17 protein-coding genes and 1 pseudogene are annotated in these 24996 nt (G+C 73.4%); 12 read left to right on the plus strand and 6 right to left on the minus strand.

From position 1 onward, the window contains the following. The first annotated feature begins 79 nt into the window (after nucleotides 1–79). Nucleotides 80–1009, plus strand: a complete 930-nt coding sequence (locus H297_RS0109670; RefSeq protein WP_027736871.1) for a Gfo/Idh/MocA family protein — start codon at nucleotides 80–82, stop codon at nucleotides 1007–1009. 24 nt (nucleotides 1010–1033) lie between these two features. Here H297_RS0109670 and H297_RS0109675 read toward each other — a convergent pair whose 3' ends face one another. Continuing rightward, nucleotides 1034–1885 carry a putative protein N(5)-glutamine methyltransferase gene (locus H297_RS0109675; RefSeq protein WP_027736872.1) on the minus strand — a complete coding sequence of 284 codons (852 nt, stop codon included), beginning with the start codon at nucleotides 1883–1885 and terminating at the stop codon, nucleotides 1034–1036. Nucleotides 1886–2609: 724 nt separating this feature from the next. Here H297_RS0109675 and H297_RS0109680 point away from each other — a divergent pair. From H297_RS0109680 to H297_RS0109715, 8 genes and pseudogenes are all read left to right on the plus strand, one after another. Then, on the plus strand, nucleotides 2610–3515 hold the full coding sequence (locus H297_RS0109680; RefSeq protein ID WP_027736873.1) for a serine protease: 906 nt from the start codon (nucleotides 2610–2612) through the stop codon (nucleotides 3513–3515). Between the two features lie 69 nt (nucleotides 3516–3584). Next, a pseudogene (locus H297_RS43675) lies at nucleotides 3585–3959 on the plus strand (VOC family protein); the annotation flags it as partial. A 63-nt stretch (nucleotides 3960–4022) separates the two neighbouring features. After that, nucleotides 4023–4433, plus strand: coding sequence for a nuclear transport factor 2 family protein (locus H297_RS43680; RefSeq protein ID WP_199787177.1), 411 nt, complete (start codon nucleotides 4023–4025; stop codon nucleotides 4431–4433). Nucleotides 4434–4541: 108 nt separating this feature from the next. Continuing rightward, the gene (locus H297_RS0109695) at nucleotides 4542–5189 is read left to right on the plus strand and encodes a response regulator transcription factor (RefSeq protein ID WP_027736874.1); all 648 of its coding nucleotides are present in this window, start codon (nucleotides 4542–4544) and stop codon (nucleotides 5187–5189) included. 96 nt (nucleotides 5190–5285) lie between these two features. Continuing rightward, a complete protein-coding gene (locus H297_RS0109700; protein ID WP_078513868.1) occupies nucleotides 5286–8549 on the plus strand; it encodes an alpha-N-acetylglucosaminidase in 3264 nt (1087 codons plus the stop codon). Between the two features lie 42 nt (nucleotides 8550–8591). After that, complete coding sequence (locus H297_RS0109705; RefSeq protein WP_027736876.1) at nucleotides 8592–9716, plus strand: histidine kinase; 1125 nt, start codon at nucleotides 8592–8594, stop codon at nucleotides 9714–9716. A gap of 81 nt (nucleotides 9717–9797) precedes the next feature. Then, the gene (locus H297_RS35555) at nucleotides 9798–11795 is read left to right on the plus strand and encodes a hypothetical protein (RefSeq protein WP_064744803.1); all 1998 of its coding nucleotides are present in this window, start codon (nucleotides 9798–9800) and stop codon (nucleotides 11793–11795) included. A 46-nt stretch (nucleotides 11796–11841) separates the two neighbouring features. Further along, nucleotides 11842–12516 (plus strand): response regulator transcription factor, encoded by a 675-nt coding sequence (locus H297_RS0109715; RefSeq protein ID WP_027736877.1) that lies wholly within the window; start codon nucleotides 11842–11844, stop codon nucleotides 12514–12516. An 86-nt stretch (nucleotides 12517–12602) separates the two neighbouring features. Here the strand turns inward: H297_RS0109715 and H297_RS0109720 are convergent, their stop codons facing one another. The 4 genes from H297_RS0109720 to H297_RS0109735 form a co-directional block, all read right to left on the minus strand. Continuing rightward, a complete protein-coding gene (locus H297_RS0109720; protein WP_027736878.1) occupies nucleotides 12603–14288 on the minus strand; it encodes a glycoside hydrolase family 13 protein in 1686 nt (561 codons plus the stop codon). 63 nt (nucleotides 14289–14351) lie between these two features. Beyond that, complete coding sequence (locus tag H297_RS0109725; RefSeq protein WP_037793418.1) at nucleotides 14352–15293, minus strand: carbohydrate ABC transporter permease; 942 nt, start codon at nucleotides 15291–15293, stop codon at nucleotides 14352–14354. Continuing rightward, a complete protein-coding gene (locus H297_RS0109730) occupies nucleotides 15287–16213 on the minus strand; it encodes a carbohydrate ABC transporter permease (protein ID WP_027736880.1) in 927 nt (308 codons plus the stop codon). The genes H297_RS0109725 and H297_RS0109730 overlap by 7 nt, the downstream gene beginning before the upstream one ends. 218 nt (nucleotides 16214–16431) lie before the next feature. After that, the gene (locus H297_RS0109735) at nucleotides 16432–17703 is read right to left on the minus strand and encodes an extracellular solute-binding protein (protein ID WP_027736881.1); all 1272 of its coding nucleotides are present in this window, start codon (nucleotides 17701–17703) and stop codon (nucleotides 16432–16434) included. A 203-nt stretch (nucleotides 17704–17906) separates the two neighbouring features. Here H297_RS0109735 and H297_RS0109740 point away from each other — a divergent pair, with 203 nt between their 5' ends. The 3 genes from H297_RS0109740 (at nucleotide 17907) to H297_RS0109750 (ending at nucleotide 21575) form a co-directional block, all read left to right on the plus strand. Further along, complete coding sequence (locus H297_RS0109740; protein ID WP_027736882.1) at nucleotides 17907–19556, plus strand: glycoside hydrolase family 13 protein; 1650 nt, start codon at nucleotides 17907–17909, stop codon at nucleotides 19554–19556. A gap of 25 nt (nucleotides 19557–19581) precedes the next feature. Further along, a complete protein-coding gene (locus H297_RS0109745) occupies nucleotides 19582–20592 on the plus strand; it encodes a LacI family DNA-binding transcriptional regulator (RefSeq protein WP_027736883.1) in 1011 nt (336 codons plus the stop codon). Nucleotides 20593–20708: 116 nt separating this feature from the next. Continuing rightward, a complete protein-coding gene (locus tag H297_RS0109750; RefSeq protein ID WP_027736884.1) occupies nucleotides 20709–21575 on the plus strand; it encodes a phosphatase PAP2 family protein in 867 nt (288 codons plus the stop codon). A 27-nt stretch (nucleotides 21576–21602) separates the two neighbouring features. Here H297_RS0109750 and H297_RS0109755 read toward each other — a convergent pair whose 3' ends face one another. Further along, entirely contained in the window at nucleotides 21603–24614 is a 3012-nt protein-coding gene (locus tag H297_RS0109755; protein ID WP_027736885.1) for a bifunctional [glutamine synthetase] adenylyltransferase/[glutamine synthetase]-adenylyl-L-tyrosine phosphorylase, read from the minus strand. Nucleotides 24615–24996: the final 382 nt, after the last annotated feature.

Below are 24996 nucleotides of genomic sequence, written 5' to 3' on the forward strand. Positions count from 1 at the left end.
CCGGTGCGGTCCCCGCACGTGCCGGGCACACCGCCGCCCCGCTCCCCTGCGGTGCCCGTGCTCTCCTACGCTGCGGGACATGAAGTTCGGACTCCTCGGCACCGGGCCCTGGGCGGGCCGCACCCACGGACCGGCTCTGGCCGCGCACCCCGGCGTGGAGCTGGTCGGCGTGTGGGGGCGCCGCCCGGAACCCACCGGTGCCCTCGCCCAGCAGCTCGGCACCACGCCCTACGCGGACGTCGACGCCCTGTTCGCCGACTGCGACGCCGTGGCCGTCGCCCTGCCGCCCGACGTACAGGCGCCGCTGGCCGTACGCGCCGCCGACGCCCATTGCCACCTGCTGCTCGACAAGCCAGTCGCCACCACCCCCGATGCGGCCCGCCGGGTGACCGAGGCGGTGCAGCACAGCGGTGTCGGCTGCGTCGTCTTCTTCACGCTGCACTTCTGCGCGACCACGGGTGAGTGGCTGGCCGAGCGGGTGCGGGGCGAGGACGCCCCGCATCCCGGGCCCGGTGACGGCGGCTGGCAGGTCGGGCGGGCCGACTGGCTCTCCCCCGTCTTCGGCGGCGCCGACTCGCCCTACACCGCCTCGCCGTGGCGGCGGGAGAAGGGCGCCCTGTGGGACGTCGGGCCGCATGCGCTGTCCGTCCTGCTGCCGCTGCTCGGCCCCGTCGAGACGGTCACGGCGACGCCCGGCGGGGTGGGTGACACGGTGCACCTGGTGCTGCGCCATGCCTCCGGGGCCTCCAGCACGTGCACGCTCAGCCACTCGGTGGCCCCCGCCGCCGCGGGGGTCACCGCCGAGGTGCGTGGCGCCGACGGCGTGGCCGTCCTGCCGCTCCGCGACGAGCAGCCGGCCGTCTCGTTCGGGCGGGCGGTCGACGCCCTGCTGGAGTCGGTCCGCACGGGCGTGCCCCACCCCTGCGGGGCCCCGTTCGGGGAGACGGTCACGGGGGTGCTGCACCAGGCCCAGGAGCTGCTGCCGGGCCGTGCCCGACAGGCCCCGTGACGGCGCCGCCCCCGCCCGTGCGGGTCACGGCCGGCGCGCCGAGACGACGGTGGCGCCCAGGTCCTCGTCGGTCGCGACGGTGGCGGTGAGGCCGGATGACGCCAGGATCGCGGCGGCCGGCTCGGACTGCCGGGCGCTGGTCTCGGTGAGGAGTGTTCCGCGCGGGGCGAGCCAGGAGCGGGCCTCGGCGGCGACGCGTCGCAGGAGGCCGAGCCCGTCGGGTCCGCCGTCCAGGGCGGGGCGGGGCTCGTGGTCGCGGGCTTCGGGCGGGAGGAGCGCCAGGTCGCCGGTGGGTACGTAGGGGACGTTCGCCGCCAGGACATCCACCCGCCCGCGCAGCGCTACGGGGAGCGCCGCGAACAGGTCGCCCTCGTACACGTGGGCGCCGGTCCGGGTGAGGTTGCGGCGGGCGCACCGGACGGCGGCGGGGTCGAGGTCCGCCGCGTGGAGTTCGGCCCGCCCGCCCAGCGCGGCGAGGAGGGCGGCTCCCACCGCTCCGGTGCCGCAGCACAGATCGACCACGAGGGGTGCCGGCCGGTCGCGGACGGCGTCGACGGCGCGGCGTACGAGGAACTCGGTGCGGCGCCGGGGTACGAAGACGCCCGGTCCGACGGCGATCCGCAGGCCGGCGAACTCGGCCCAGCCCAGTACGTGTTCGAGGGGGTGCCCGGCGGTGCGGCGGGCCGTCATGGCCGCCAGCTCGGCCGCATCGCGTGCGGTCTCGCCCAGCAGGCGGGCCTCCTCCTCGGCGAAGACGCATCCTGCGGCGCGCAGCCGCGCCACCAGATCGGTCCCCGCGAGGGGCCGGCCGGGAGCGGTGTCCGGGCGGGGGGAAGCGGTGTGGGGGTGGTCGGGGGTGGAGTGCGGGTGGTTCATGGGAGCCCTTTCCGGTCCGGAGCGCTCCCGCTGCCACCACTGTGGCCCCTCACCGGGTGAGGAGCCGCCCGGGGTGGGGCGAGAGCGCCTTGCCTGTCACGGCGGAAATGCGTCTCACCTCCCTGTCTCCGCGTCGTCCGGGCGACCTCTCGCGCCGGTTGCCGCACCTTACCCGAGCCGCGCCCGTGCCGGGCCTGCCCCCGTGGGCACGGCTCGCGATGCCGATTCCTTACGGCAGCAGAAGCGCCTGGACACGGGGCACTTGGGCAGTGTGTGATGGGTGGGCCACAGACAACGGGGAGAGTTTTGTGTCATCTGGTGAGGCGGGTCGGGCCGATGCTGCCCGAAAACCGCCCCTCGTCGCCGCGGCCGCGTGCCGCAGCGCACCGGTTCCCGTCCCACCGACCGGCCGCCCGGCACCAGGGGGCCCGCCTGCCGCGCTCCGGACACCCTGTCCGGAGCGCCGGGCGCGCCCGGCATCACACGCCCCGCATGCCGCAGCCCCGCACGCGCGCGCCTGAGCGCCGCGCGGCGAGGGCCGGCACAGCACGTCGCCGGCGTCCGGGCAGCGGCGGCTGCCCGGGCCCGGCGGCTCCTCGACGGTGACGCAGGCACCCGGCGACCGCCGTGTGCCGGTTCCGGCGGGAGGTCGGTGCCGCCGGCCGGACCTTCGAGAGCACACACCCGCGGCCCTTTCCCCGGCGGCGGGACGAGAGCGGACCACATGGGAAAGGACACGCTCATCCCAGCCAGCAAGCAGCGCCCGAAGCCCCGCAGGACGGTGGCCAGGGCCGCGCGTACCGCGTTCGTCCCGGCGCTCTCCCTGGGGATCGCCGCGGCGGGCACGGCCGCCTGCACGGCCCGGGCCACGGGCATCTCCGCGGGCGACGGGCACCAGACGAAGATCATCGGTGGTCACGAGTCGACCACCGACTACTCCTTCATCGTCTCCCTGCAGAAGCAGCGCGACGACGACCCGGACGGCCACTACTGCGGGGGCACCCTGATCGCCGCGGACCGGGTCCTGACGGCGGCGCACTGCGTCACCGGGAGCAAGGTCAACGACCCGACGCAGTACCACGTGCGGGTCGGCTCGCTGGACCGCACCAAGGGCGGCGAGGTCGCCAAGGTGAAGAAGTTCCTCGTGCACCCGGGCTACACATGGTCCGAGGACCGCGGCAGCGCCGACGACCTCGCCCTGATCCAGCTCGCCTCCAAGGTCTCCAAGAAGCCGGCGCCGCTCGCCTCGAAGACACCGTCGGACGGGGACACCGTCCGGGCCACCGGCTGGGGCTACACGAAGCCGACGGGCAACGACCCCTCTCAACTGCCGGTCGAACACCGCGAGGTGGACCTGCCGGTGCTGTCCAAGGACGCACCCGAGTGCGCCTCGAACGAGACGGACGGGGACGCCTGGGGCATCCACGACGGCGACTTCTGCACCGACAACCCGGGCGGTGACACCGGGACGTGCGGAGGCGACTCCGGTGCCCCCGCCCTCGTCGAGGTGCAGGGGCGCCGGCAGTTGGCCGGTGTCACCAGCCGGTCCGTCGGCGACTGCGCCTCGACCCCGGACATCTACCCGAGCGTCGCCGAGCACGGCGACTGGATACGCGACACCGCCGGCTGATCCACCACTCCGTCCGACCGGGCTCCCGCCCCGTCGGGGTGGGAGCCCCCTTTCGTGAGGCAGCAGCGCATGAACGCCCTCGGTCCGGTCACCCTCGTCGTCGACGACTACGACGACGCCCTCGCCTTCTGCACCGGAGTGCTCGGCTTCCGTACCCGCGCGGACACCCCGCTCGACGCCCGGAAGCGCTGGGTGGCCGTCGAGCCCACGGCGGGCGGCACCGGACTGCTGCTCGCCAGGGCGGCGAACGGTGCCCAGCGGGAGCGGGTCGGGGACCAGACCGGTGGGCGGGTGGGTTTCTTCCTGCGGACCGACGACTTCGCCGCCGAGCACGCCCGGCTCACCGCCGCCGGGGTCCCCTTCGAGGAGCCGCGCCGCGAGGAGCCGTACGGCACGGTGGCCGTCTTCCGCGACCCGTACGGCAACCGCTGGGACCTGATCCAGCACCGGGACGGCAGGGCCGGGGCCCGCGGCCCCCGCGAGGTGCTGGCGCTCTACCACCGGGCGATGCTCGACAGGGACGCCGACGCCCTGGCCGGCCTGTACGCGGCCGACGCCGTGCACGAGTTCCCGTTCACCTTCCCGGGGATGCCCGCCCGCCTGACCGGGCGGGAGGCCGTGCGGGCGAACCACCACGCGGCGTGGGACGACAGTGCGGCGCGGCCCGAGGAGATCCGCGACCTCGTCGTGCACCCGAGCGCGGACCCCGAGGTGCTCGTGGTCGAACAGACGGTGGCCGGGACGATCGCGCCCGAGGGCCGCCCGTTCCGCTTTCCCGGTGTCCTGACGCTGCGCGTGCGGGCGGGCGAGCTCGTCCACGTGCGGGACGCCATGGACGGGCTCGCCGTCGCGCACGGGACAGGGCGGCTGGATGCCGTTGCCGCCGCCATGCGGGCCGCGGGGCCGGTAGATTCATAGCCCGTACCGGCCCACGGGCGCCGCCGGCCTGCCGGCCTGCGGCCCCACCGGCCGACGGGGCCGCACCGCGCACCGCCCCGGCCGCCCGACGAATTTGGAGCCTTTTTCGTGCGTGTCGTGATCGCCGAGGACCTCTTCCTGCTCCGCGACGGGCTGGTCCGCATGCTGGAAGCGTTCGACTTCGAGATCGCGGCGGCGGTCGACAACGGCCCGGAGCTGAGCCGGGCGCTGCTGGAGGTGGAGCCGGACGTGGCCGTGGTCGACGTACGGCTGCCGCCGTCGTTCACCGACGAGGGGCTCCAGTGCGCGCTGGAGGCGCGCCGCAAGCGACCGGGGCTGCCGGTGCTGGTGCTCTCGCAGCACGTGGAGCAGCTGTACGCGAGCGAACTGCTGGCCGACGGGAACGGCGGGGTCGGCTATCTGCTCAAGGACCGGGTCTTCGACGCCGATCAGTTCATCGACGCGGTGCGGCGGGTCTCGGCGGGCGGCACGGCGATGGACCCGCAGGTCATCCAGCAGTTGCTGACGCGGCGCTCGCAGGACGCGCCGATGGGGAACCTGACGGCCCGGGAGAAGGAGGTGATGGAGCTGATGGCACAGGGCAGGTCGAACGCGGCCATCGCGGCACAGCTCTTCGTCACCGAGCGGGCGGTCGCCAAGCACACCTCCAACATCTTCGGAAAGCTGGGCCTGCCGCCCTCCGACGACGACAACCGGCGTGTACTCGCCGTGCTCGCCTACCTCGACCGAGGCTGACCGCTTCGTTACCGTGCCTCCCCGTACGTGTCTTTGGTCACATACGGCAGATCCGTCAGGACATCCGGCAGGACATCCGTCAGGTGGAGGCACCCCATGCACGAGCCGATCGACGACGAGCACGGCAGCGACGCACACGGAAGATACGACAACCACTCCGGTCGGCCCGTGCCGGTACCGAAGGCCCGCGCCCGCACCTCCCTCGACAGACGCGCCGTGCTCGGCACGACGGGAGCGCTCGGCGCGGGTCTGGCCCTGTCAGGCGGGTACATCCCCGCCATGGCGGCGGACAGGACGGCAGGACGGCAGGGCGCACCCGCCCCGGCAGCCCCCGCGGCCCCGGCCTCCGACACGGCCCGGCAGGCGCTCCAGCGGCTGCTGCCCCGGCACGCGGGGCAGGTCACCTTCCAGGAGATCACCGGGGCCGAGCGGTTCGAGGTGACCGGCTCCGCGGGGCAGATCAAGGTCGCAGGCACCGGCCCGGTGGCCATGCTCACGGGCCTGCACTGGTACCTCAAGTACAGCTGCGACGCCCACATCTCCTGGTCGGGCAGCAACCTGGAGCTGCCGAAGACACTGCCCGCGCCGCGCGCCCAGCACGCGCAGAAGGCCACCGTCAGCAACCGGTTCGCCCTCAACGACACCCACGACGGCTACACCGCCCCCTACGCCGACTGGAGCGACTGGGAGCACTTCTTGGACGTACTGGCCCTGCACGGCTTCAACGAGGTGCTGGTCACCGCGGGGCAGGAGGCCGTCTACCACCGCACGCTGAAGGACTTCGGCTACAGCGACGCCGACGCCCGCGCCTGGATCCCGGCGCCCACTCACCAGCCGTGGTGGCTGCTGCAGAACATGGCCGGGTACGGCGGGCCCGTCAGCACCGAGCTGCTGGCCGCCCGCACCGACCTGGGCAAGCGGATCGTGGCACGGATGCGCGAGCTGGGCATGAAGCCGGTGCTGCCCGGCTACTTCGGCACCGTTCCCGCCGACTTCGCCAAGCGCAACAAGGAGGCCCGCACCGTCCCGCAGGGCAAGTGGAGCGGGCTGGACCGGCCGCCGTGGCTGGACCCGCGTACCGCCCTCTTCGCCAAGGTGGCCGCCGCCTTCTACCGCCACCAGGAGGAACTGTTCGGCGCGGCGGACCACTTCAAGATGGACCTGCTGCACGAGGGCGGCGACCCGGGGAACGTGCCCGTGCCGGAGGCGGCGCGCGCCGTGGAGAAGGCCCTGCACACCGCGCGGCCCGGCGCCACCTGGGTGATTCTCGGCTGGCAGGAGAACCCGCGCAAGGACCTGCTGGAGGGGCTCGCCGCCAAGGACAAGATGCTCATCGTCGACGGCCTCTCGGACCTGGACAAGGTCACCGACCGGGAGAAGGACTGGGGCGGGGTGCCGTACGCGTTCGGCTGCATCGACAACTTCGGCGGCCGCACCACCATCGGCGCCAAGACCCACATGTGGACCGAACGCTTCACCGCCTGGCGGGACAAGGCGGGCAGCAAGCTGTCCGGGGTCTGCTACATGCCGGAGGCCGCGGGGCGGGACGCGGCGGCGCTGGAGCTGTTCAGCGAGCTGGCGTGGCGCGAGAAGGCGGTGGACCGCGGCACCTGGTTCACCGACTACGCGAAGCTGCGCTACGGCGGTGCGGACGACAAGGCGACCGCGGCGATGACGGCGCTGCGCGAGACGGCGTACCGGATCAGCAGCACCGACGGGCGCCCGCACGACAGCGTCTTCGCCGCCCGGCCCAGCCTCTCGGCCCGCTCGGGCGCCTACTACGCCACCCACACGCCCGCGTTCGACCTGCCCGCCTTCGACGGCGCGTTCGAGGGGCTGCTGGGCGTGGCGGAGAAGCTGCGCGGCAGCGACGCCTACCGCTACGACCTGACCGACGTGGGCCGCCAGGTGCTGGCCAACCGCTCCTGGACGCTGATCCCGCAGTTGGAGGACGCCTACCAGAAGAAGGACGCGGCCACCTTCAAGAAGCTGGCCGCGCTGTGGCTGAAGCTGATGGAGCTGTCCGACGACATGTCCGGCGGACACCCCGCGTTCCTGCTGGGCCCGTGGCTGACCGCGGCCCGCGCCTCGGGCAGCTCCGCGCAGGAGCGCACCGACCTGGAGCGTACGGCCCGGGTACTGGTCACCACCTGGGCGGACCGCCCCACGGCCGACGGCGGCCACCTGGCCAACTACGCCAACCGCGACTGGCACGGCCTCATCCGCGACTTCCACCTGCCCCAGTGGAAGGCCTTCCTCGACGATCTGCAGGACGCGCTGGAGCAGAACCGCGCCCCGAAGGAGTTCGACTGGTACGCGCAGGAGGAGCCCTGGACGCGGCAGACGAACGACTACCCGACGCGGGCCGCCACCGACCCGTACACCACCGCGGTCCGCGTGCGTGACGTCCTCGCCAAGGCGCCGTACCAGGCGTCCCTGAAGGTGATCGCCGAACCGCGCGCCGTCCCGCCGGGCAGGACCGGCACGGTGCGCGCGGAGTACCGCAACGAGAACGGGCTCTCCTCCACCGGCGCCGTCGATCTGGCCCTGCACGGCCTGGACGGCGCCGAGGCGCAGGACCCGACCTCGCACCGGGCGGTCGAGCCCGGCGGCCGGGCCACCGTCCACTGGCGGGTACCCACGCAGACGGCCCGGGCGCTGACCCGCCCGCTCGACGGGCAGGACTTCAAGGTGGAGGTGCTCTCCGGCCCGGCGGGGCAGGAGCGGGTGACCACCAGCCAGGCGGGTCGCGTCTACCGCGCCGGGCCGCTGCCCCACGACGTGCGCACCGTCACCACGAACGACGCCGTTTTCGGGCACCTGAACGGACGGTGGGCGATCGACGGCGCCGGCGCGGACCTGTGGAAGGGCACCGCCGAGTTCGGGGCCCTGTACCGTCCCGGGGCGCTGGAGGACGGCGGGACGGTGACCTTGAAGGTCGTCACCCAGGAGCACACCGGGCCGTGGGCGCGGGCCGGTCTCGTCGTCCGCAACCACCTCTCGGATGCGGCCTCCGGCGGCTTCCTCAACCTGGCCGCCACCCCGGCCAGCGGCGTCGTGCTCTCCTACGACAGCGACGGCGACGGCACCCTCGACACCTACCGGCAGGTCACCGGTGTGGCGGCCCCCGTCACGCTGCGGCTGTCCCGGTCCGGCAGCTCCTTCACGGGGGAGCTGTCCACCGACGACGGCAGGAGCTGGCGTACCGTCTCAACCGTCGAGGTGCCCGGCGCGTCAGGCAGACAGGACGCCGGGGTGTTCATGACGGCCACCAACGGCGGCGGCACGGCCCGCGGGCTGGTCGAGTTCGCGGACTGGACGGACGGGAAGAGCACCGCAAGGAAGTCCAAGGACAGCTAGCAGCCCGTCCGGCGGGGGTGCGGGACGGGGAGGGGACAGGACGTGACCGAGGAGCGACCGCGGGCCGCGGTGCAGACGCACGAGCTGATGCTGGCGCTGGTGCGGGGGCCCGCGCTCGCGGTCGTCACCCTCCCGGTGTCCATCCTGCTGTTCGTGCTGTCCGTCGTCTCCGTCGCGCTGCTGCCGATCGGTGTGGGAGCCGTCGCCTTCCCGCCCGTCCAGCACGCGCTGCGCCGGTATGCGAACCAGCGGCGGCAGCTCGCCCGCCGCTGGGGCGGCTACGAGGTGCCCGAGCCGTATCGGCCCCGGCCGCGGAAGCGGGGCAACGGCATCGTCGGCCAGGTGGAACAGTGCGTCCACCTGCTGAAGGACCCGGCCACGTGGCGGGACATCGCCTGGCTGCCCGCCGACATGACCGCCGGGTTCGTCACCGCCCTGCTGCCCCCGCTGCTGCCGCTCAACCACCAGCTCACCGCGCGGATGCTGGAGCCCACCCGCGAGATGCTGCTCGCCCAGCGGGTCGAGGAGCTGTACGAGACCCGGCACGACGCGGTGGACTCCTCGGCGGCCGAGCTGCGCCGCATCGAACGCGACCTGCACGACGGTGCCCAGGCCCGGCTCGTCGCCATGGGCATGAGTCTGGGCACCATCGAAGCCCTGGTCGAACGGGACCCCGCCAAGGCCAAGGAGATGATCGCCCAGGCCCGGCAGAACAGCGCCGAGGCGCTCACGGAACTGCGCGACCTGGTACGGGGCATCCATCCGCCCGTCCTCGCCGAACGCGGTCTGCCGGACGCGCTGCGGGCGCTCTCGCTGCGGATGCCGGTGCCGGTGGAGGCCGACATCGAGTTGCCGGGCCGCTTCGGTGAACCCGTCGAGACGGCGGTCTACTTCGCGGTCAGCGAGGTGCTGACCAACACCGCCAAGCACGCCGACGCCGCGCACGTCTGGCTGGACGTGCTGTACGCCGGGGACGCGCCCGGCGACGGCGCCATCCGGGTCACCGTCACCGACGACGGCAAGGGCGGCGCCGCACCGGAGGCGGGCTCCGGACTGGCGGGCGTGCAGCGGCGGCTCGCCCAGTTCGACGGCGTGCTCGCCGTCAGCAGCCCGGCCGGCGGCCCCACCATGGTGACCCTGGAGGTCCCGGCCACCCCGGCCGGTTGAGATCCCGGACCCGCGCGGGCCGGCGCCACTCGGGTCGGTGGTGTGCGGTGACCCCGCGGTGCGATGTCTCGTTCAGGGGTTGTGAGTGGACGGCCCGCGACGCTGGATGTCGAGCAGGCTGAGAGCGCCCTGCTACGGCACTACCCGCGGCTGGTGCGGCTCGCGTACGGGCTGTTGGGCGCAGGGCCGGGCCGGGCGCGGGTGGCGCACGAGGTGACGCGGGCCGCGTTGCCGCGCCGGTGCACCTCCACCGCGCGGCTGCCGCTGACGGGGATGCGGGACGAGGACCCGGCGTACGTATGGCTGAGGTTGCGCGTGGTGCGGGCGGCGCTGGAGCGGCGGTGGTGGCCGCGCCGGCCGGGCTCCCCCGCGCGGGCCGACGCCCCCGCCCGCGCGGCGTACGCGCTCCGGCATCTGGAAGGGCTGGCCGATCCGGACATCCGCCACCTGCTGGGCGCCGCCCGGGTACGGGACCCGGAGGCGGCGCTGGCCGCGGCCGAGACCGTCACCCGGGCGGAGGGGGCCGGGCCCGTCCTCGGCCGGCAGGCGGAACCCCGCACGCAGCCCGCCGCCCGCACCCCGCAGCAGACCGCGCCCCCGTCGGGTGCGGGAGACGGGTCACCGCCCGCCCCCGCGTGTGCGGTGTGCGAGGCGGCCCCGCATGCCCGCACGGTGGTGCGCAGGCGGCGGCGCCGCCGGGCAGCGGCCGCCGCGCTGGGTGCGGCGCTGGCCTGCTGCGGGCTGCTCGGCATGCCGGGCGACACCTGGGGGCCGGACGCGGCCACCCACGCCCCGCTGCTGCGCGGTACGGACACCGAACGCGCCCTCGACCCGGACACCTTGATCCGCGTGGACCCGGACGCCTGGCGGCACGCCTCGCGGCCGGACCTGGAGGCGTGGCCGGCCCGCGGTTCCCTGACCGGCGACGAATCGTTGCTGCGCCGGGCCCTGGTCACCTGGGCCAGGCCGCGCACCGACGTACGGGTCACCACGACCCCCGGAACCCCCGACGGCCCCCCGCCGGGACCGCCCCACCTGCTGTACGCGGACCGGCTGGACGGTACGGCGGTGGTGGTGCTCTACGACGGGCTGCGGGTGGCCCGCTACACCGAGCCCCTGCACCCCGGTGACGGCTCACGCGCGGCGCGGAACGGGGTGTCGCTGGAACTGGCACGGGCCGCGGGCGGGAAGCCCGGGGCGTTCGGTGCGCTGGCCGTCGCCCGCGGGGAGAACCAGGTGCGCTACCTGACGGCGCCGTGGATCGCCGAGGCCGCCGAGGTGGACCTCCGCGACCCTGGCGACCGCGAGGGCCGTCCGCTGTCCCGGGACGCGGCGGGGGTCACCGAGCCGGTGACGCTGCCCGTCACCCAGCCGCGGCACTGCCGGGACTGGCCGGGGCTGGCGCTGGCCGGCCGCGGGGGCGTCGCCGAAGAGGTGCGGCTCTACGCGGACCTGGGCGAGCCGACCGTGGCCCAACTGACCGACGGCAGGCGGCAGGAGCCGGCCACGGACACCGCGGCCCGCCGTCGGCTGGCCCGCACGGTCTGCCGGCTCCCGGCGGTGCTGGACACCGGGGTGCAGTCCGTCAACTCCTGGGAGTTCGCCCGCCAGCAGCTTCCCGAAGGGGGCGGGGAGGCCGCGTGGGTGTGCACCAGGGCCGAGACGTGGCGCGGCACCGGCGCCCGGGTGACGGTCCTCTTCCGGCGGCCACCGGGTGCTCCCGGACGCGGCAGTACCGTCGCCTCCCGCACCCGGGACAGCCCGGCGTGCGGCCCGCGCGCCCCGCAGGTGCTCGCCGGGCTGCGGTGGAGGTCCCCGCAGGGGCACTGGTTCGTGCTGGCGGCGGCCGACGCGGACGTCACCCGCCTGCGGGCGCGCGGGGCGGACCTGGCGTACGGGCCCACCGACCAGGCGGGCCGCACCCTGACGGCTCGCGTGCCGGGCCGTGAGCACTCGGCTCGGCTGTCCGGACGGCGTCCGGACGGCTCCCTGCTGCACGTGGACGGCCCCCTGACGCGGGTGGACAGCAAGCAGGACGCGCCGCCCGACGGGCGCCCGCGGACCGCCGGGCCGCCCTGACCCGCTGGCGTGGCCCGCACAGGGGAGAGAGCGGGGGACGGTGGCGATGATCCGGGTGCTGCTGGCGGACGACGAGGCCATGATCCGGGCCGGGGTACGGGCCGTCCTGACGTCGGCCGTGGATCTGGAGGTGGTCGCCGAGGCGGGCGACGGCCGCGAAGCCGTCGACCTGGCACAGCGGCATCTGCCCGACGTGTGCCTGCTCGACATCCGGATGCCGAGGCTGGACGGGTTGAGCGCCGCCGCGGAGGTGCGCCGTACCTGCCCGTCGAGCGCGGTGATGATGCTGACCACCTTCGGCGAGGACGAGTACATCGCCACCGCGCTCGGTTCCGGCGTCGCCGGGTTCGTCCTCAAGTCCGGTGACCCGCAGGACCTGCTGGCAGGCGTCCGGGCCGTCCACGAGGGCGGGGCGTACCTCTCCCCCACCGTGGCGCGCCGTGTCATCGCGCACCTGGACACGGGCAGGCTGCGCCGCCGTACGGACGCGCGGGAGCGCGCCGCGGCCCTGACCCCGCGCGAGCGCGAGGTGCTGGGACTGGTCGGCGCGGGCCTGTCGAACGCCGACATCGCCTCCCGGCTGCACGTGGTCGAGGGCACCGTGAAGGCGTACGTCAGCCAGATACTCGCCCGCCTCGGCATGCGGAACCGCGTCCAGGCCGCGATCCTCGCCCACGAGGCGGGGCTCCTCCCCGCGGACGAGCCGGAGAGCCGCCCCTGACCCCGGCCCGCCCTCGGTGCCGGTGGCGCGAGTACGGCGGCGACGGCCGTCACGCGGCAGCCGGCGGACGATGGGCGGCGGCGTGCTCATCCGCGGACCCACCAGGCGGTGGTGTCGCCGGGCAGCACCGCCGTACCGGGCGCCGGTGCGCCGCCTGCCGACGCCGGGGCGGGCGCCCCCAGTGCCGGGTCCGGCAGCGGGCCGCTGGCCAGCAGGAGGTGCCCGGTGGGGAGGTCGAGCCGGGCGGGCTCGGCGCGGGTGTTGGCCGCGCACACGAACGCGCCGCGCCGGAAGGCCAGCACACCCTCGGGTGCGGGCAGCCACTCCAGCGGCGCACCGTCGCCCAGTTCGGGCCTCTCACGGCGCAACCGCAGTGCGGTGCGGTACAGCTCCAGCGTGGAGGAGGGGTCGCCGGACTGTGCGGCCACCGACAGTGCGCCCCAGCCGGGCGGCTGCGGCAGCCAGCTCCCGCCGCTGCCGAAGCCGTAGCTGCTGCCGCCTCCGGCGGTCTCCTCCTCGCCCCACGGGAGGGGGACGCGGCAGCCGTCGCGCAGCCCGTCCTGCCCGTGGGCGCGGAAGAACGACGGGTCCTGGCGCGCTTCGTCAGGCAGTTCGGTGACCTCGGGCAGCCCCAGTTCCTCACCTTGGTAGACGTACGCGGAGCCGGGCAGCGCCAGCATCAGCAGCGAGGCGGCCCGCCCCCGCGCGTGGCCGCCGCCCAACCGGGTGCGGTGGCGTACGACGTCGTGGTTGGAGAGCACCCAGGTAGCCGGTGCGCCGACGGCGCCGAGCGAGGAGAGGGAGGCGTCGATGACGGTGCGCAGCGCTGCCGCGTCCCAACCCGTGTCGAGGTAGTGGAAGTTGAAGGCCTGGTGCAGTTCGTCCTCGCGTACGTACAGCGCCGTGCGCGCGGCGGTGGGCGTCCACGCCTCGGCGACGCCGACGCGCTCGCCGGGGTACTCGTCCAGCACGGCGCGCCACGAGCGGTAGATCTCGTGGACACCGTCCTGGTCGAAGAAGGGCAGCTCGGCCGTACCCAGCAGGCGCAGTTGGCCACTGCTGCCCATGTCGGGCAGCCCCGCGGCCTTGACCAGGCCGTGTGCCACATCGATGCGGAAGCCGTCGACGCCCTTGTCCAGCCAGAAGCGCAGCACGGAACGGAACTCGTCGCGCACGGCGGGGCTGTCCCAGTTGAAGTCGGGCTGTTCGGGGGCGAACAGGTGCAGGTACCACAGTCCGTCCTCGCCGGGCACCGGGCTCCAGGCGGGCCCGCCGAAGACGGACTCCCAGTCGTTGGGCGGCTGCTCGCCGCGCCGTCCCTTGCCGGGTGCGAAGTGGTAGCGCGCGCGTGCGGCCCGGTCGCCGGCCAGCGCCCGCCGGAACCAGGTGTGCTGGTCGGAGGAGTGGTTGGGGACGACATCGATGATGACGCGCAGGCCGAGGGCGTGGGCGTCCCGGATGAGCTCCTCCGCATCGGACAGTGTCCCGAACATCGGGTCGATCGCCCGGTAGTCGGCCACGTCGTACCCGGCGTCCGCCTGCGGCGAGGCGTAGAAGGGGCTCAGCCACACGGCGTCCACGCCCAGCCCTGCGAGGTGCGGCAGGCGTGCCCGGATGCCCTTCAGGTCGCCCATGCCGTCGCCGTCGCCGTCGGCGAAGGAGCGCGGGTACACCTGGTAGATCACCGCGTCCCGCCACCACCGGGCGGGTCGGGTGGCGGTCTCGTGGACGGACGCCGGCTCGGCGGCGGGCACGCTGTCGTGCTGGTTCATGCGATCCCAATCGTTGCTCCGCCGCGACGGCGGGAGGGGCGTTGCGGCGGCGGGGAGGGCGGCTCAGGCTTTCGTCGCGCCGGCTGTCAGGCCGGACACCAGGTGGCGCTGCGCGAAGCCGAAAACCAGCCCGGCCGGGACGGCGACGATCACGGCGGCGGCGGTCAGCGAGCCCCAGTCGGAGCCGTACCGGTTGACGAACGTCTGGAGTCCGCCGGCCAGCGTCAGGTTCTCCTCACCGGTCATGAACGCGGTGGCGTAGGCGACCTCCGCCCACGCGGTCACGAAGGTGTAGAAGCCGGTGACGGCGAGTCCGGGCCTGGCCAGCGGCAGGATCAGCCGCCAGAAGGTGCCCAGCGGGGAGAGCCCGTCCACCCGCCCCGACTCGTCGATGTCGACGGGGATCGTGTCGAAGAAGCCCTTCATCATCCAGGCGCAGAACGGCACGGCCACGGTCAGATACGTGAGGATCAGGCCGAGCGGCTGGTTGAGCAGGCCCAGCCCGGCCAGCGTGTTGTACAGCGGCACGATCAGCACGGCCATCGGGAACATCTGCGTGAGGAGCAGGGTCCACATCAGCGGACGCATCCCCGGGAACCGGAACCTGCTGAGGGCGTACCCCGTGCCGGCTGCGATGAGCACCCCCACGACGGTCGTGCCGACGACCACGGTCAGCGAGTTGCCCAGCCACGTCAGGAAGGCGGTGTCGGCCACGACGTGGCGGTAGTTGGCGACGGTGAAGTGCTCGACGAGCGAGGTGGAGAAGGCGGCGGTCGTCGGCTTGAAGGAGGTGACCAGCAGCCACAGCGGAGGGAACAGGGCGCAGAGGGTTCCCAGGACGAGGCCGGTGTGCAGGCCGGCGGAGGCGAGGGGTGTCCGTCGCCGGGTGCGTTCCCCTTCTCGGGTACGGGTGCGTTTCGTCCGCCGGTCCGGGGTGTGTTCCGCCTGACGGTTCGGGGTGCGTTCCAGCTTGCTGATCGGGGTACGCGTCGAGGACGTCACCATGCCTCCCCCTGGCGGCGCAGCGCCCGCCGGTAGACCACTGTGAACAGCGAGAGCAGCAGCAGGATGAGTACGCCCCACGCTGCCGAGGTGGCGAAGTCGCGGGGGCTGTTGACGAACGACAGCCGGAAGGCGTACGTCACCAGGATCTCCGTGGAGTCCTCCGGCCCGCCCTTGGTGAGCAGGAAGATCACGGGGAACATGTTGAACGTCCAGATGGTGCTGAGCAGGACCACCGTGCTGCTGACCGCGCGGACTCCCGGCAGGGTGATGGCGCGGAACCGCTGCCAGGGGCCCGCGCCGTCCATCTGGGCCGCCTCGTACAGCTCGCCGGGTATCCCCTGGAGCGCCCCCAGCATCGCGACGATCATGAAGGGGACGCCCAGCCATACGTTCACCGCGACGACGGCGGCCTTCGCCCAGGTGGGGTCGCCGAGCCAGGGCACGGCGTCGATGCCGCCGCCGGTCAGGACCTTGTTGAAAAGGCCGTTCTTCTCGTTGAAGAGCATCTTCCAGGCGAAGACGGACACGAAGGCGGGGATGCCCCAGGGGACGATCATCGCCACCCGGTAGAACGTGCGGCCGCGCACCTGGCGGTTGAGCATCACGGCCAGGGTCAGGCCCAGGGCGAAGGTGAGGCCGACGCAGGCGGTGGTCCAGACCGTGGTCCAGCCGAGGCGGTCCCAGAAGACGCTGTCGGTGAGAATGGCGCGGTAGGTGGCGAGGCCGGTGAAGTGGTAGGTGGCCGGGATGTGGTTGACGCCGATGGTGCGGGCGACGTTGGCCTCGTCGGCGTCGGTGAGGGAGAGGTAGATGCCTCGGGTGAGGGGGTAGCCGATGATGACGGCGATGACCAGGGTCACCGGGGTGACCATGGCCCAGGCGTACCAGTGTCTTGCCGACAGGGCGACGAGGCGTTTCATTCTGTGGACCTTTGCTTCTCCATGCTGAGGCTCCGTCCCTGTAGGCCCTCACTTCGCCGGGGGCTCCTCCTCCGGACTTCGTTCGGGGCCCCACCTCCGGGGCCCCCTTCCGCAAGAGCCACGGCTCGTTCAGTTCGCGGGAACGCCCTGAAGGATCAGGGTCTCGGCACGTCCGGTGGCTCTCGCGCGGCTGTGAGAGCGCAGGAAGGCGTGGCTGGTCAGTTGTAGTTCTTGAGGAGCTTGCGGAATGCGTTGCCGGTGTTGTGGGCGGCGGTCCGGGGGGATTTGTGGCCGGTGAGGACGCCGTCGACGCCTATGCGGATCGGTTCGAAGAGGGAGTTGCCTTCGGCGATCCAGGGGCGTTGCACCGCTTTGTCGACGGCGGGGCGGAAGAAGGTGACCATCTCGTTGTCGCGGACAGCCGGTTGGGCGTACACGGACTTGCGGGTCGGCAGGAGCGACAGCTCCTTGGTGGTGCGGGACTGGACCTGGGGGCTGCTCATGTAGGCGGCGAACTCCTGGGCGGCGCGGAGGTGTTTGCTGCCCGCGTAGACGGAGAGGTTCCAGCCGCCCTGAGGCGAGCCCTGGGCCTTGCTGCCGGCGGGAACGGGGGCGACGCCGAGATTCTTGCGCCGGGGGCCGTCGAACTCCTTGCCCTGGCGGGCCAGGGCGATGTCCCAGGGGCCGTCGACGATCATGGCGGCCTTGCCGTCCTGGAAGGCCTTCATGCCGTTCTCCTGGCCGTCGCTGGAGTCGGTGACCGCCGCGCCGGAGTCGACGAGGTCCTTCATGGCGGCGAAGGCGCGGACGCCGGGTTCGTCGTCGACGGTGACCTTTTTGCGGGCGGGGTCGAGCAGGTCGCCGCCCTCGCCGTAGAGGTAGGGCAAGAACCAGTAGGGGTCGTCGCCCCGTAGGTAGAGCGCGGTGGCCCCCGTCCTCTTCTTGATCTTCTTGGCATTCTTCTTCAGCTCCGCGAAGGAGGTGGGCACCTGGACGCCGGCCTTCTTCAGCAGACGCTTGTTGCAGAAGAGGCCGAGGGTGTCGGTGACCTGCGGGACGGCGTAGGTTCTGCCCTCGAACCTGGTGGAGCCGAAAGCGGTCTTGAGGTAGTCGGACCTGTTCCGCAGTGCCGGGGTGCCGTCCAACGGGGCGAGGTAGCCGAGGTGGGCGAAGTCCGCGACCCAGGCGACCTCGGTCCGCATCACGTCGGGGGCACCGGAGTTGCCGCCGGCGGCGTTCTTGAACTTCTGGTTGGCGTCACCGAAGTTGACGTGCACGTACTTGACGTCCACCTTCGGGTGCTGCTTCTCGAAGTCCTCGGCGATCTTCTTGTAGGCGGCCTTCTCGCCCTCGTTGGAGGTGTCCCAGAAGGTGACGGTGCCCTCGATCCTGCCGCTGGAGGAGCTGTCACCGTCCGGATCCCCGCCGCAAGCTGTTGCCGCAAGAGCCAATCCCGCTATCAGCGCGGTGACGCCCGTGCCACGCCGCATGTCAGATCCCTCCGCAAGGTCGACGCGTGCGCCGTGAGCGGCGCTCGGCTGCGGAGGAACGTAACAGTGGCGCGAGGACGGCGAAAGACCTTGCGAAATATTTCTGCAAGGCGAAGGGGAGCCTGCGGTTCACGTAACCCCTGGGCACCGCCCGCGTTGTCACCCTTGACACCGGCTCGCCGCACGCCTGAACGGGAAGAACTGTGACCCAGCACGCTGTCGACTCCGGCCCGGCGCACGCGCACCGCCCCCACACCCGCCCCCAGGGCTGGTGGCGCGACGCCGTCATCTACCAGATCTACGTCCGTTCGTTCGCCGACAGCGACGGTGACGGAGTGGGCGATCTGCCGGGCGTGCGGCAGCGGTTGCCGTACCTGGCGCGGCTGGGTGTGGACGCGGTGTGGCTGACGCCGTTCTACTCCTCGCCGCAGGCGGACGGCGGCTACGACGTGGCGGACTACCGTGCGGTCGACCCGCGCTTCGGCACCCTGGACGACGCCCGGATGCTGGTGTCCGAGGCCCACGCGCTCGGCCTGCGCGTCCTGCTCGACGTGGTGCCCAACCACACCTCCGAGCAGCACCCCTGGTTCCGCCGGGCGCTGGCGGGAGACGCCGAGGCCCGGGCCTGCTACCACTTCGTACCGGGCAGCGGCGAGGCCGGTGAACAGCCGCCCAACGACTGGGAGTCCGTCTTCGGCGGCCCCGCCTGGAGCCCGGTGCCCGGCGAGGCGGGGCTGTGGTACCTCCACCTGTTCGCGCCCGAGCAGCCGGACCTCGACTGGCGCAATCCGCGCGTCCACGAGGAGTTGGACTCCGTGCTGCGCTTCTGGCTGGACATGGGGGTGGACGGTTTCCGTATCGACGTGGCACACGGCATGGTCAAGGCCGAGGGGCTGCCCGGCATCGGCACGGGCGAGCAGGCCCGCATGATCGGCACACGGGTGCTGCCGTTCTTCGACCAGGACGGCGTCCACGAGATCCACCGCGCCTGGCGGCGCCTGCTGGAGTCCTACGGTCCGGACCGGATCTGCGTCGCCGAGGCCTGGGCACCGACCGCGGAGCGCCTGGCCCGGTACGTACGGCCGGACGAGTGCCATCAGGCCTTCAACTTCCACTTCCTGCAGGCCGGGTGGGACGCGGGGGAACTGCGCAGGGTGATCGAGGAGTCGATGGCGGCGTCCACCACCGTGGGCGCCCCGACGACCTGGGTGCTCTCCAACCACGACGTCGTACGCCACCGCAGCCGGCTGGGCTCGCTGGCGCAGGCGCGCGCCGCCGCGCTGCTGATGCTCGCCCTCCCCGGCTCCGCCTACCTCTACCAGGGCGAGGAACTGGGCCTGCCGGAGGTGCGGAACCTGCCGGACGAGGTGCGCCAGGATCCGGCCTTCTCGCGCAACGTCCCAGGCGCGGTCACCGACGGGCAGGAAGGCATGCGGGACGGCTGCCGGGTGCCGATGCCGTGGAGCACCGAAGGCCCCTCCTTCGGTTTCGGGCCCGGCGGCAGTTGGCTGCCGCAGCCGGACGAGTGGCGGGCGCTGAGCGTGCGGGCGCAGACCGGCGATCCGCTCTCCACGCTGGAGCTCTACCGCACCGCGCTGCGGCTGCGCCGTCTGCTGCCCGGCCTCGGGGACACCGCGATGGAGTGGCTGGCCGCCCCCGACGGGGTGCTCGCGCTGGCCCGGCCCGGACTGGTGTGCGTCCTCAACACCCGCGCGGAGCCGGTGGAGACGGCCGCGCCCGGCCAACTGCTGCTGTGCTCGGTTCCCGAGGAGTCGCGGGACTCGATGGAGGCCGGGGCGGGCCCGGGGCAGGTGCGGATGCCGGCGAATTCCTGCACCTGGTGGGCAGCGTGAGGCACTCCCGGTAAGGTCCGGTCCTGTGACCGCACGGCTAGCTGACATCGCAGCGCAGGCGGGGGTCAGCGAAGCCACGGTCAGCCGGGTGCTCAACGGCAAACCGGGCGTCGCGGCGGCCACCCGCGAATCCGTCCTGGCCGCGCTCGACGTGCTCGGCTACGAGCGCCCCGTCAAGCTGCGCCGCCGCAGCGAGGGCCTGGTGGGGCTGATCACGCCCGAGCTGGAGAACCCGATATTTCCGGCTTTCGCACAGGTCATCGCGCAGGGTCTCACCCGGCAGGGCTACACCCCGGTGCTGGCCACCCAGACGCCCGGCGGCTCCACGGAGGACGAGCTGACGGAGATGCTGGTGGACCGGGGGGTGTCCGGGATCATCTTCGTCTCCGGGCTGCACGCCGACACCACCGCCGACACCGGGCGGTACGAGCGGCTGCGCGGCCGGGGCGTGCCGTTCGTCCTCGTCAACGGGTTCTCCGCGCGGGTACGGGCACCGTTCGTCTCCCCCGACGACCGGGCCGCGATGCGGCTGGCGGTCAGCCACCTGGTCTCGCTCGGCCACCGGCGCATCGGCCTCGCCCTCGGGCCGGAGCGCTTCGTCCCCGTCCAGCGCAAGGTCGAGGGCTTCAGCCAGGCGGTCCGCGAGCACCTCGACGCGGACCCGGCCGCGCTGATCCAGCACTCCCTCTACACCCTGGAAGGCGGTCAGGCCGCGGCGGCGGAGCTGCTGGCACGCGAGTGCACCGCCGTGGTGTGCGCCAGCGACATGATGGCGCTCGGCGCGATCCGCGCGGCCCGGCAGCACGGCCACGCCGTCCCCGAGGACGTCTCGGTCATCGGCTTCGACGACTCCCCTCTCATCGCCTTCACCGACCCGCCGCTGACGACGATCCGGCAGCCGGTGACCGCGATGGGGCAGGCGGCCGTGCGCACCCTGCTGGAGGAGATCGCGGGGACACCCGCGCCGCACAGCGAGTTCGTCTTCCTGCCCGAGCTGGTGGTACGCGGCTCGACCGCGTCCCGCCCCCGCCCCTAGGTACCGCCCCTGGGTGCCGCCGTCCTCCGGTCTCCCCCGCGGGGACGACGCCTGCCTGCCGGAACCCGACCGCAGGATGATCGGCCCAGGGCCCCTGTCTGGCAGACTGTCGCCTCATGGGGGTACCGACCACGAGGACCGAAGACGACACCCGGCACGAGACCACCGCGGCCGAGGCGGAACGCACCCCTGCGCGCGCCGGCGCGAGCGAGGACGCCCGCCCCGGCAGAGGCGCCCTGGCGAAGTGGCGTTCCGCCCGGCATCCCCGGCTGTGGTTCGAGATCGCGCTCATCGCGGTCAGCTACTGGGTCTACTCCCTGATCCGCAACGCCGTGCCCGAGCAGCGCACCGAGGCGCTGCGGAACGCGGACTGGGTCTGGCGCACCGAGCACGCGCTCGGCATCGCCGTCGAGTCGTCCGTCAACCACGCCATAGGCGGGGTGACGTGGCTGATCGTGTCGATGAACTACTACTACGCCACGTTGCACTTCGTGGTGACCATCGGCGTGCTCGTCTGGCTCTACCGCGCCCATCCGGGGCGGTACGCCGCGACGCGGCTGGTGCTGTTCGTCACCACCGGCACCGCCCTCCTCGGCTACTACCTCTTCCCCCTGGCGCCCCCGCGGCTGATGGGCGGCGGGCACTTCATCGACACCGTGCAGGTGCACCAGACCTGGGGCTCCATGGCGTCCGGCAACCTGGCCCAGATGTCCAACCAGTACGCGGCCATGCCCTCCATGCACATAGGGTGGTCCGTCTGGTGCGGCATCACCGTCGCCATGCTGGCCCGGCCCCTGTGGGCCAAGGTGCTCGGGGCGCTCTACCCGGCGACGACGCTGCTGGTCATCGTGAGCACCGCCAACCACTTCTGGCTCGACGCGGTGGGCGGACTGCTGTGCCTGGGCCTCGGATTCCTCGTCTCCTGCACGTGGTACGGCCGCGTCTCCTACCGGCTGCCACGCCTGGCCGCCGCCCCGGCCTGACGGGAGCCGGGGGCGGCTGCTCCGCGGCTACTCCGCGTCGTAGAAGAGGCGGTCGACGACGGCGCGGGCCCGCCGCGTCACCCTGCGGTAGTCGTCCAGCATCTCCCCCACGTGGCCGGGCTCGTAGCCCAGGTACCGGCCCACCGCGGCCAGCTCGCGCGACTCGGAGGGGAAGGTGTCCCCGGGCCGGCCGCGCACCAGCATGACGGCGTTGCGCACCCGGGAGGCCAGCACCCATGCCTCGTCCAGCACGTCGGCGTCGTCCGCACCGATGAGCCCGGCCTCGCGGGCGGCGGCGAGGGCTGCGCGCGTCCGCGTGGTGCGCAGCCCGGGGATCTCGGCGCCGTGCCGCAGCTGGGTGAGCTGCACCGTCCACTCGACGTCCGTCAACCCGCCCCGCCCCAGCTTGGCGTGGGTCGTCGGGTCGGCGCCGCGGGGCAGCCGCTCGCTCTCCATCCGGGCCTTGAGCCGGCGGATCTCCCGTACGGCGTCGTCACCGGGTCCGCCGGCCGGATACCGCAGCGGGTCGATCAGCTCCGTGAACCGCCTCCCCAGGTTCTCGTCGCCGGCGATGAACTCGGCCCGCAGCAGGGCCTGGCTCTCCCACACCACCGACCAGCGTTCGTAGTAGGCGGCGTACGAGCTCAGCGAGCGGGCCAGGGCGCCGGACCTGCCCTCGGGGCGCAGGTCGGCGTCCATCACCAGCGGCGGGTCGGTGGTGGGCAGCTGGAGGAGCCGCCGCATCTCGGTGGCGACGGCGAAGGCCGCCTTGCCGGCCTCGTGCTCGCTCACCCCTTCGCGCGGCTCGTGCACGAACAGCACGTCGGCGTCCGAGCCGTAGCCCATCTCGTGGCCGCCGAAGCGGCCGACGCCGATGACGGCGAAACGGGCCGGCAGCTCCTCGCCCCACTGCTCGCGCACCGCCGCGCGCAAAGCGCCCGCCAGGGTGGCCGCGTTGAGGTCGGTGAGGGCGTCGCCGACCCGGTCTAGGGCCGCGCCGGGCTCCTGCTGGGCCACACCCTCGGTGCCGTACGCCCCGATCAGGTCCCCGGCGGCGGTACGGAACAGCTCCCGGCGGCGGACGCCCCGCGCCGCCGCGACGGCTGCCTCGGCGCCGTCCGCGCGGCCCACGGCGGCCAGCGTCTCCTGGGTGAGGGCACCGGCGGAGCGCGGCCGCAGCCCGTTCTCGTCACCGAGCAGCGCCACGGCCTCCGGCGCCCGCAGCAGCAGGTCGGGCGCGAAGCGGCCCGCCGACAGGACGCGGGCCAGGTTCTCGGCGGCGGCGCCCTCGTCGCGCAGCAGCCGCAGGTACCACGGCGACTTGCCCAGCGCGTCGGACACCTTGCGGAAACCGAGGAGGCCCGCGTCCGGGTCGGCGGAGTCCGCGAACCAGCCCAGCAGCACCGGCAGCAGGGTGCGCTGGATCGCGGCCTTGCGGCTGACCCCCGAGGCCAGCGCCTCCAGGTGGCGCAGCGCCGAGGCGGGGTCGGCGTACCCGAGCGCCTCCAGCCGCTGCTGCGCGGCCCGCGCCGACAGCCGCTCCTGGCCGGCCTCCAGCTGCGCCACGGCGTCCAGCAGTGGGCGGTAGAACAGCTTCTCATGCAGCCGCCGCACCGCCGAGGCGTGCCGCCGCCAGGCCTTGTGCAGCTCGGCGACGGGCTCGCTGCGGTACCCCAGGGAACGGCCCAGCCGCCGCTGGTCGGCCTCCGACTCGGGCATCAGATGGGTACGGCGCATCTGGTGGAGCTGGATGCGGTGTTCCATGGTGCGCAGGAAGCGGTAGGCCGCGTCCAGCGCCGCCGCGTCCTGGCGCCCCACGTAGCCGCCCGCGGCCAGCGCGTCGAGCGCCTCCAGGGTGGTGGGGCTGCGCAGCGTCGTGTCGCTGCGGCCGTGCACCAACTGGAGCAGCTGCACGGCGAACTCCACGTCCCGCAGCCCTCCCGGGCCCAGCTTCAGCTCCCGGTCCACCTGCGCGGCCGGGATGCTGGCCACCACGCGGCGGCGCATCTGCTGCACGTCGGTGACGAAGTTGTCCCGCTCCGCGGCCTGCCACACCAGGGGCGTGACGGCGTCCACGTACTCGTAGCCGAGCAGCGCGTCGCCCGCCATCGGACGGGCCTTGAGCAGGGCCTGGAACTCCCAGGTCTTCGCCCAGCGCTGGTAGTACGCCAGATGGCTGCTGAGCGTGCGCACGAGGGGGCCGTTGCGGCCCTCGGGGCGCAGGTTGGCGTCCACCGGCCAGATCGTGCCCTCGGCTGTGGTGTCCGAGCAGATCCGCATCATGTGCGAGGCCAGCCGGGTGGCCGCCCTGAGAGCCTCCGCCTCGTCCTCCGGGGCGCCCTCCGCGGTGGCGTACACCGGCTCCGCCACGAAGATGACGTCCACGTCGGAGACGTAGTTCAGCTCGTTGCCGCCCGCCTTGCCCATGCCGACGACGGCCAGTCGGCAGGCGGCCGCGTCCTGTGGGGCGGCCTCCTCGGCCAGTGCGAGGGCCCGGCGGAGCGTCGCGGTGGCCAGGCCGGCGAGCTCCGCCGCGGTCTGCGCCACGTCGCTGGAGCCGCACACGTCGCGGGCGGCGATCGACAGCAGGGCCCTGCGGTAGCCGACACGCAGCGCGTCGGGGTCCTCCACGCCGCGCAGGGCCGCCTCGAACTCCTCCACCCCCGGGTGAAGGTCGGCACTCTCGTAGGTGGCGAGCGCCTCCCAGTCCCTGGGGTGGCTTGCCAGGTGGTCGGCGAGGGCGTCCGAGGCGCCGAGGACGCCCAGGAGGCGGTCGCGCAGGGGTTTGGCGGACAGCAGCGTGTCGAGGAGGACCTGGGGGTCCGCCTCGTGGGATGCGAGGGACTCGACGAGGCGGAGGAGGCCCAGGAGGGCCAGGTCCGGGTCGGCGGTGGCGCCCAGGGCGTCGAGGAAGAGGGCGTCGTCGCGGACTCTGGACAACTGGGGGCTGTCCAGGAGGCGGGTTGCGGCCTCCGGGTCGATGAAGCCGCGGCGCAGCAATCGGGTGTAGGGCGTATGCCGACGGCCCCCTTGTGTCACGCTCACTCCTTGTCGTCCTCACCATTGCGTGATGCCTCGGCCCTTGTCGGCCCCTCACACACCCAAGGCTGATGCCTCAGCCCCTGCTACCCCATTCTCGGGGCTGCGCCCCCGAACCCCCTTGTCCTCGCCGGACGGGCGTTGGGGCGGCTCCTCCCCCAGACTCCGTCCGGGGCCCCCACCCCTAGGAGCCCCCTTCCGCAAGAGCCACAGCTCGTTCACTTCGCGGGAACGCCCTGGGGGCAGACCACCCCGGTACGTCCGGCGGCTTTCGCGCGGCCATGTATCGGCGTTCCGACCCGCGCGGAAGGGCCGGACGGTCCAGGGACCCGGCCCTGGTGAGAGCGGACTCCTTGTCAATGGCTGTATGCATTGCGGAAGG

Source organism: Streptomyces sp. CNT360 (genome assembly GCF_000424785.1).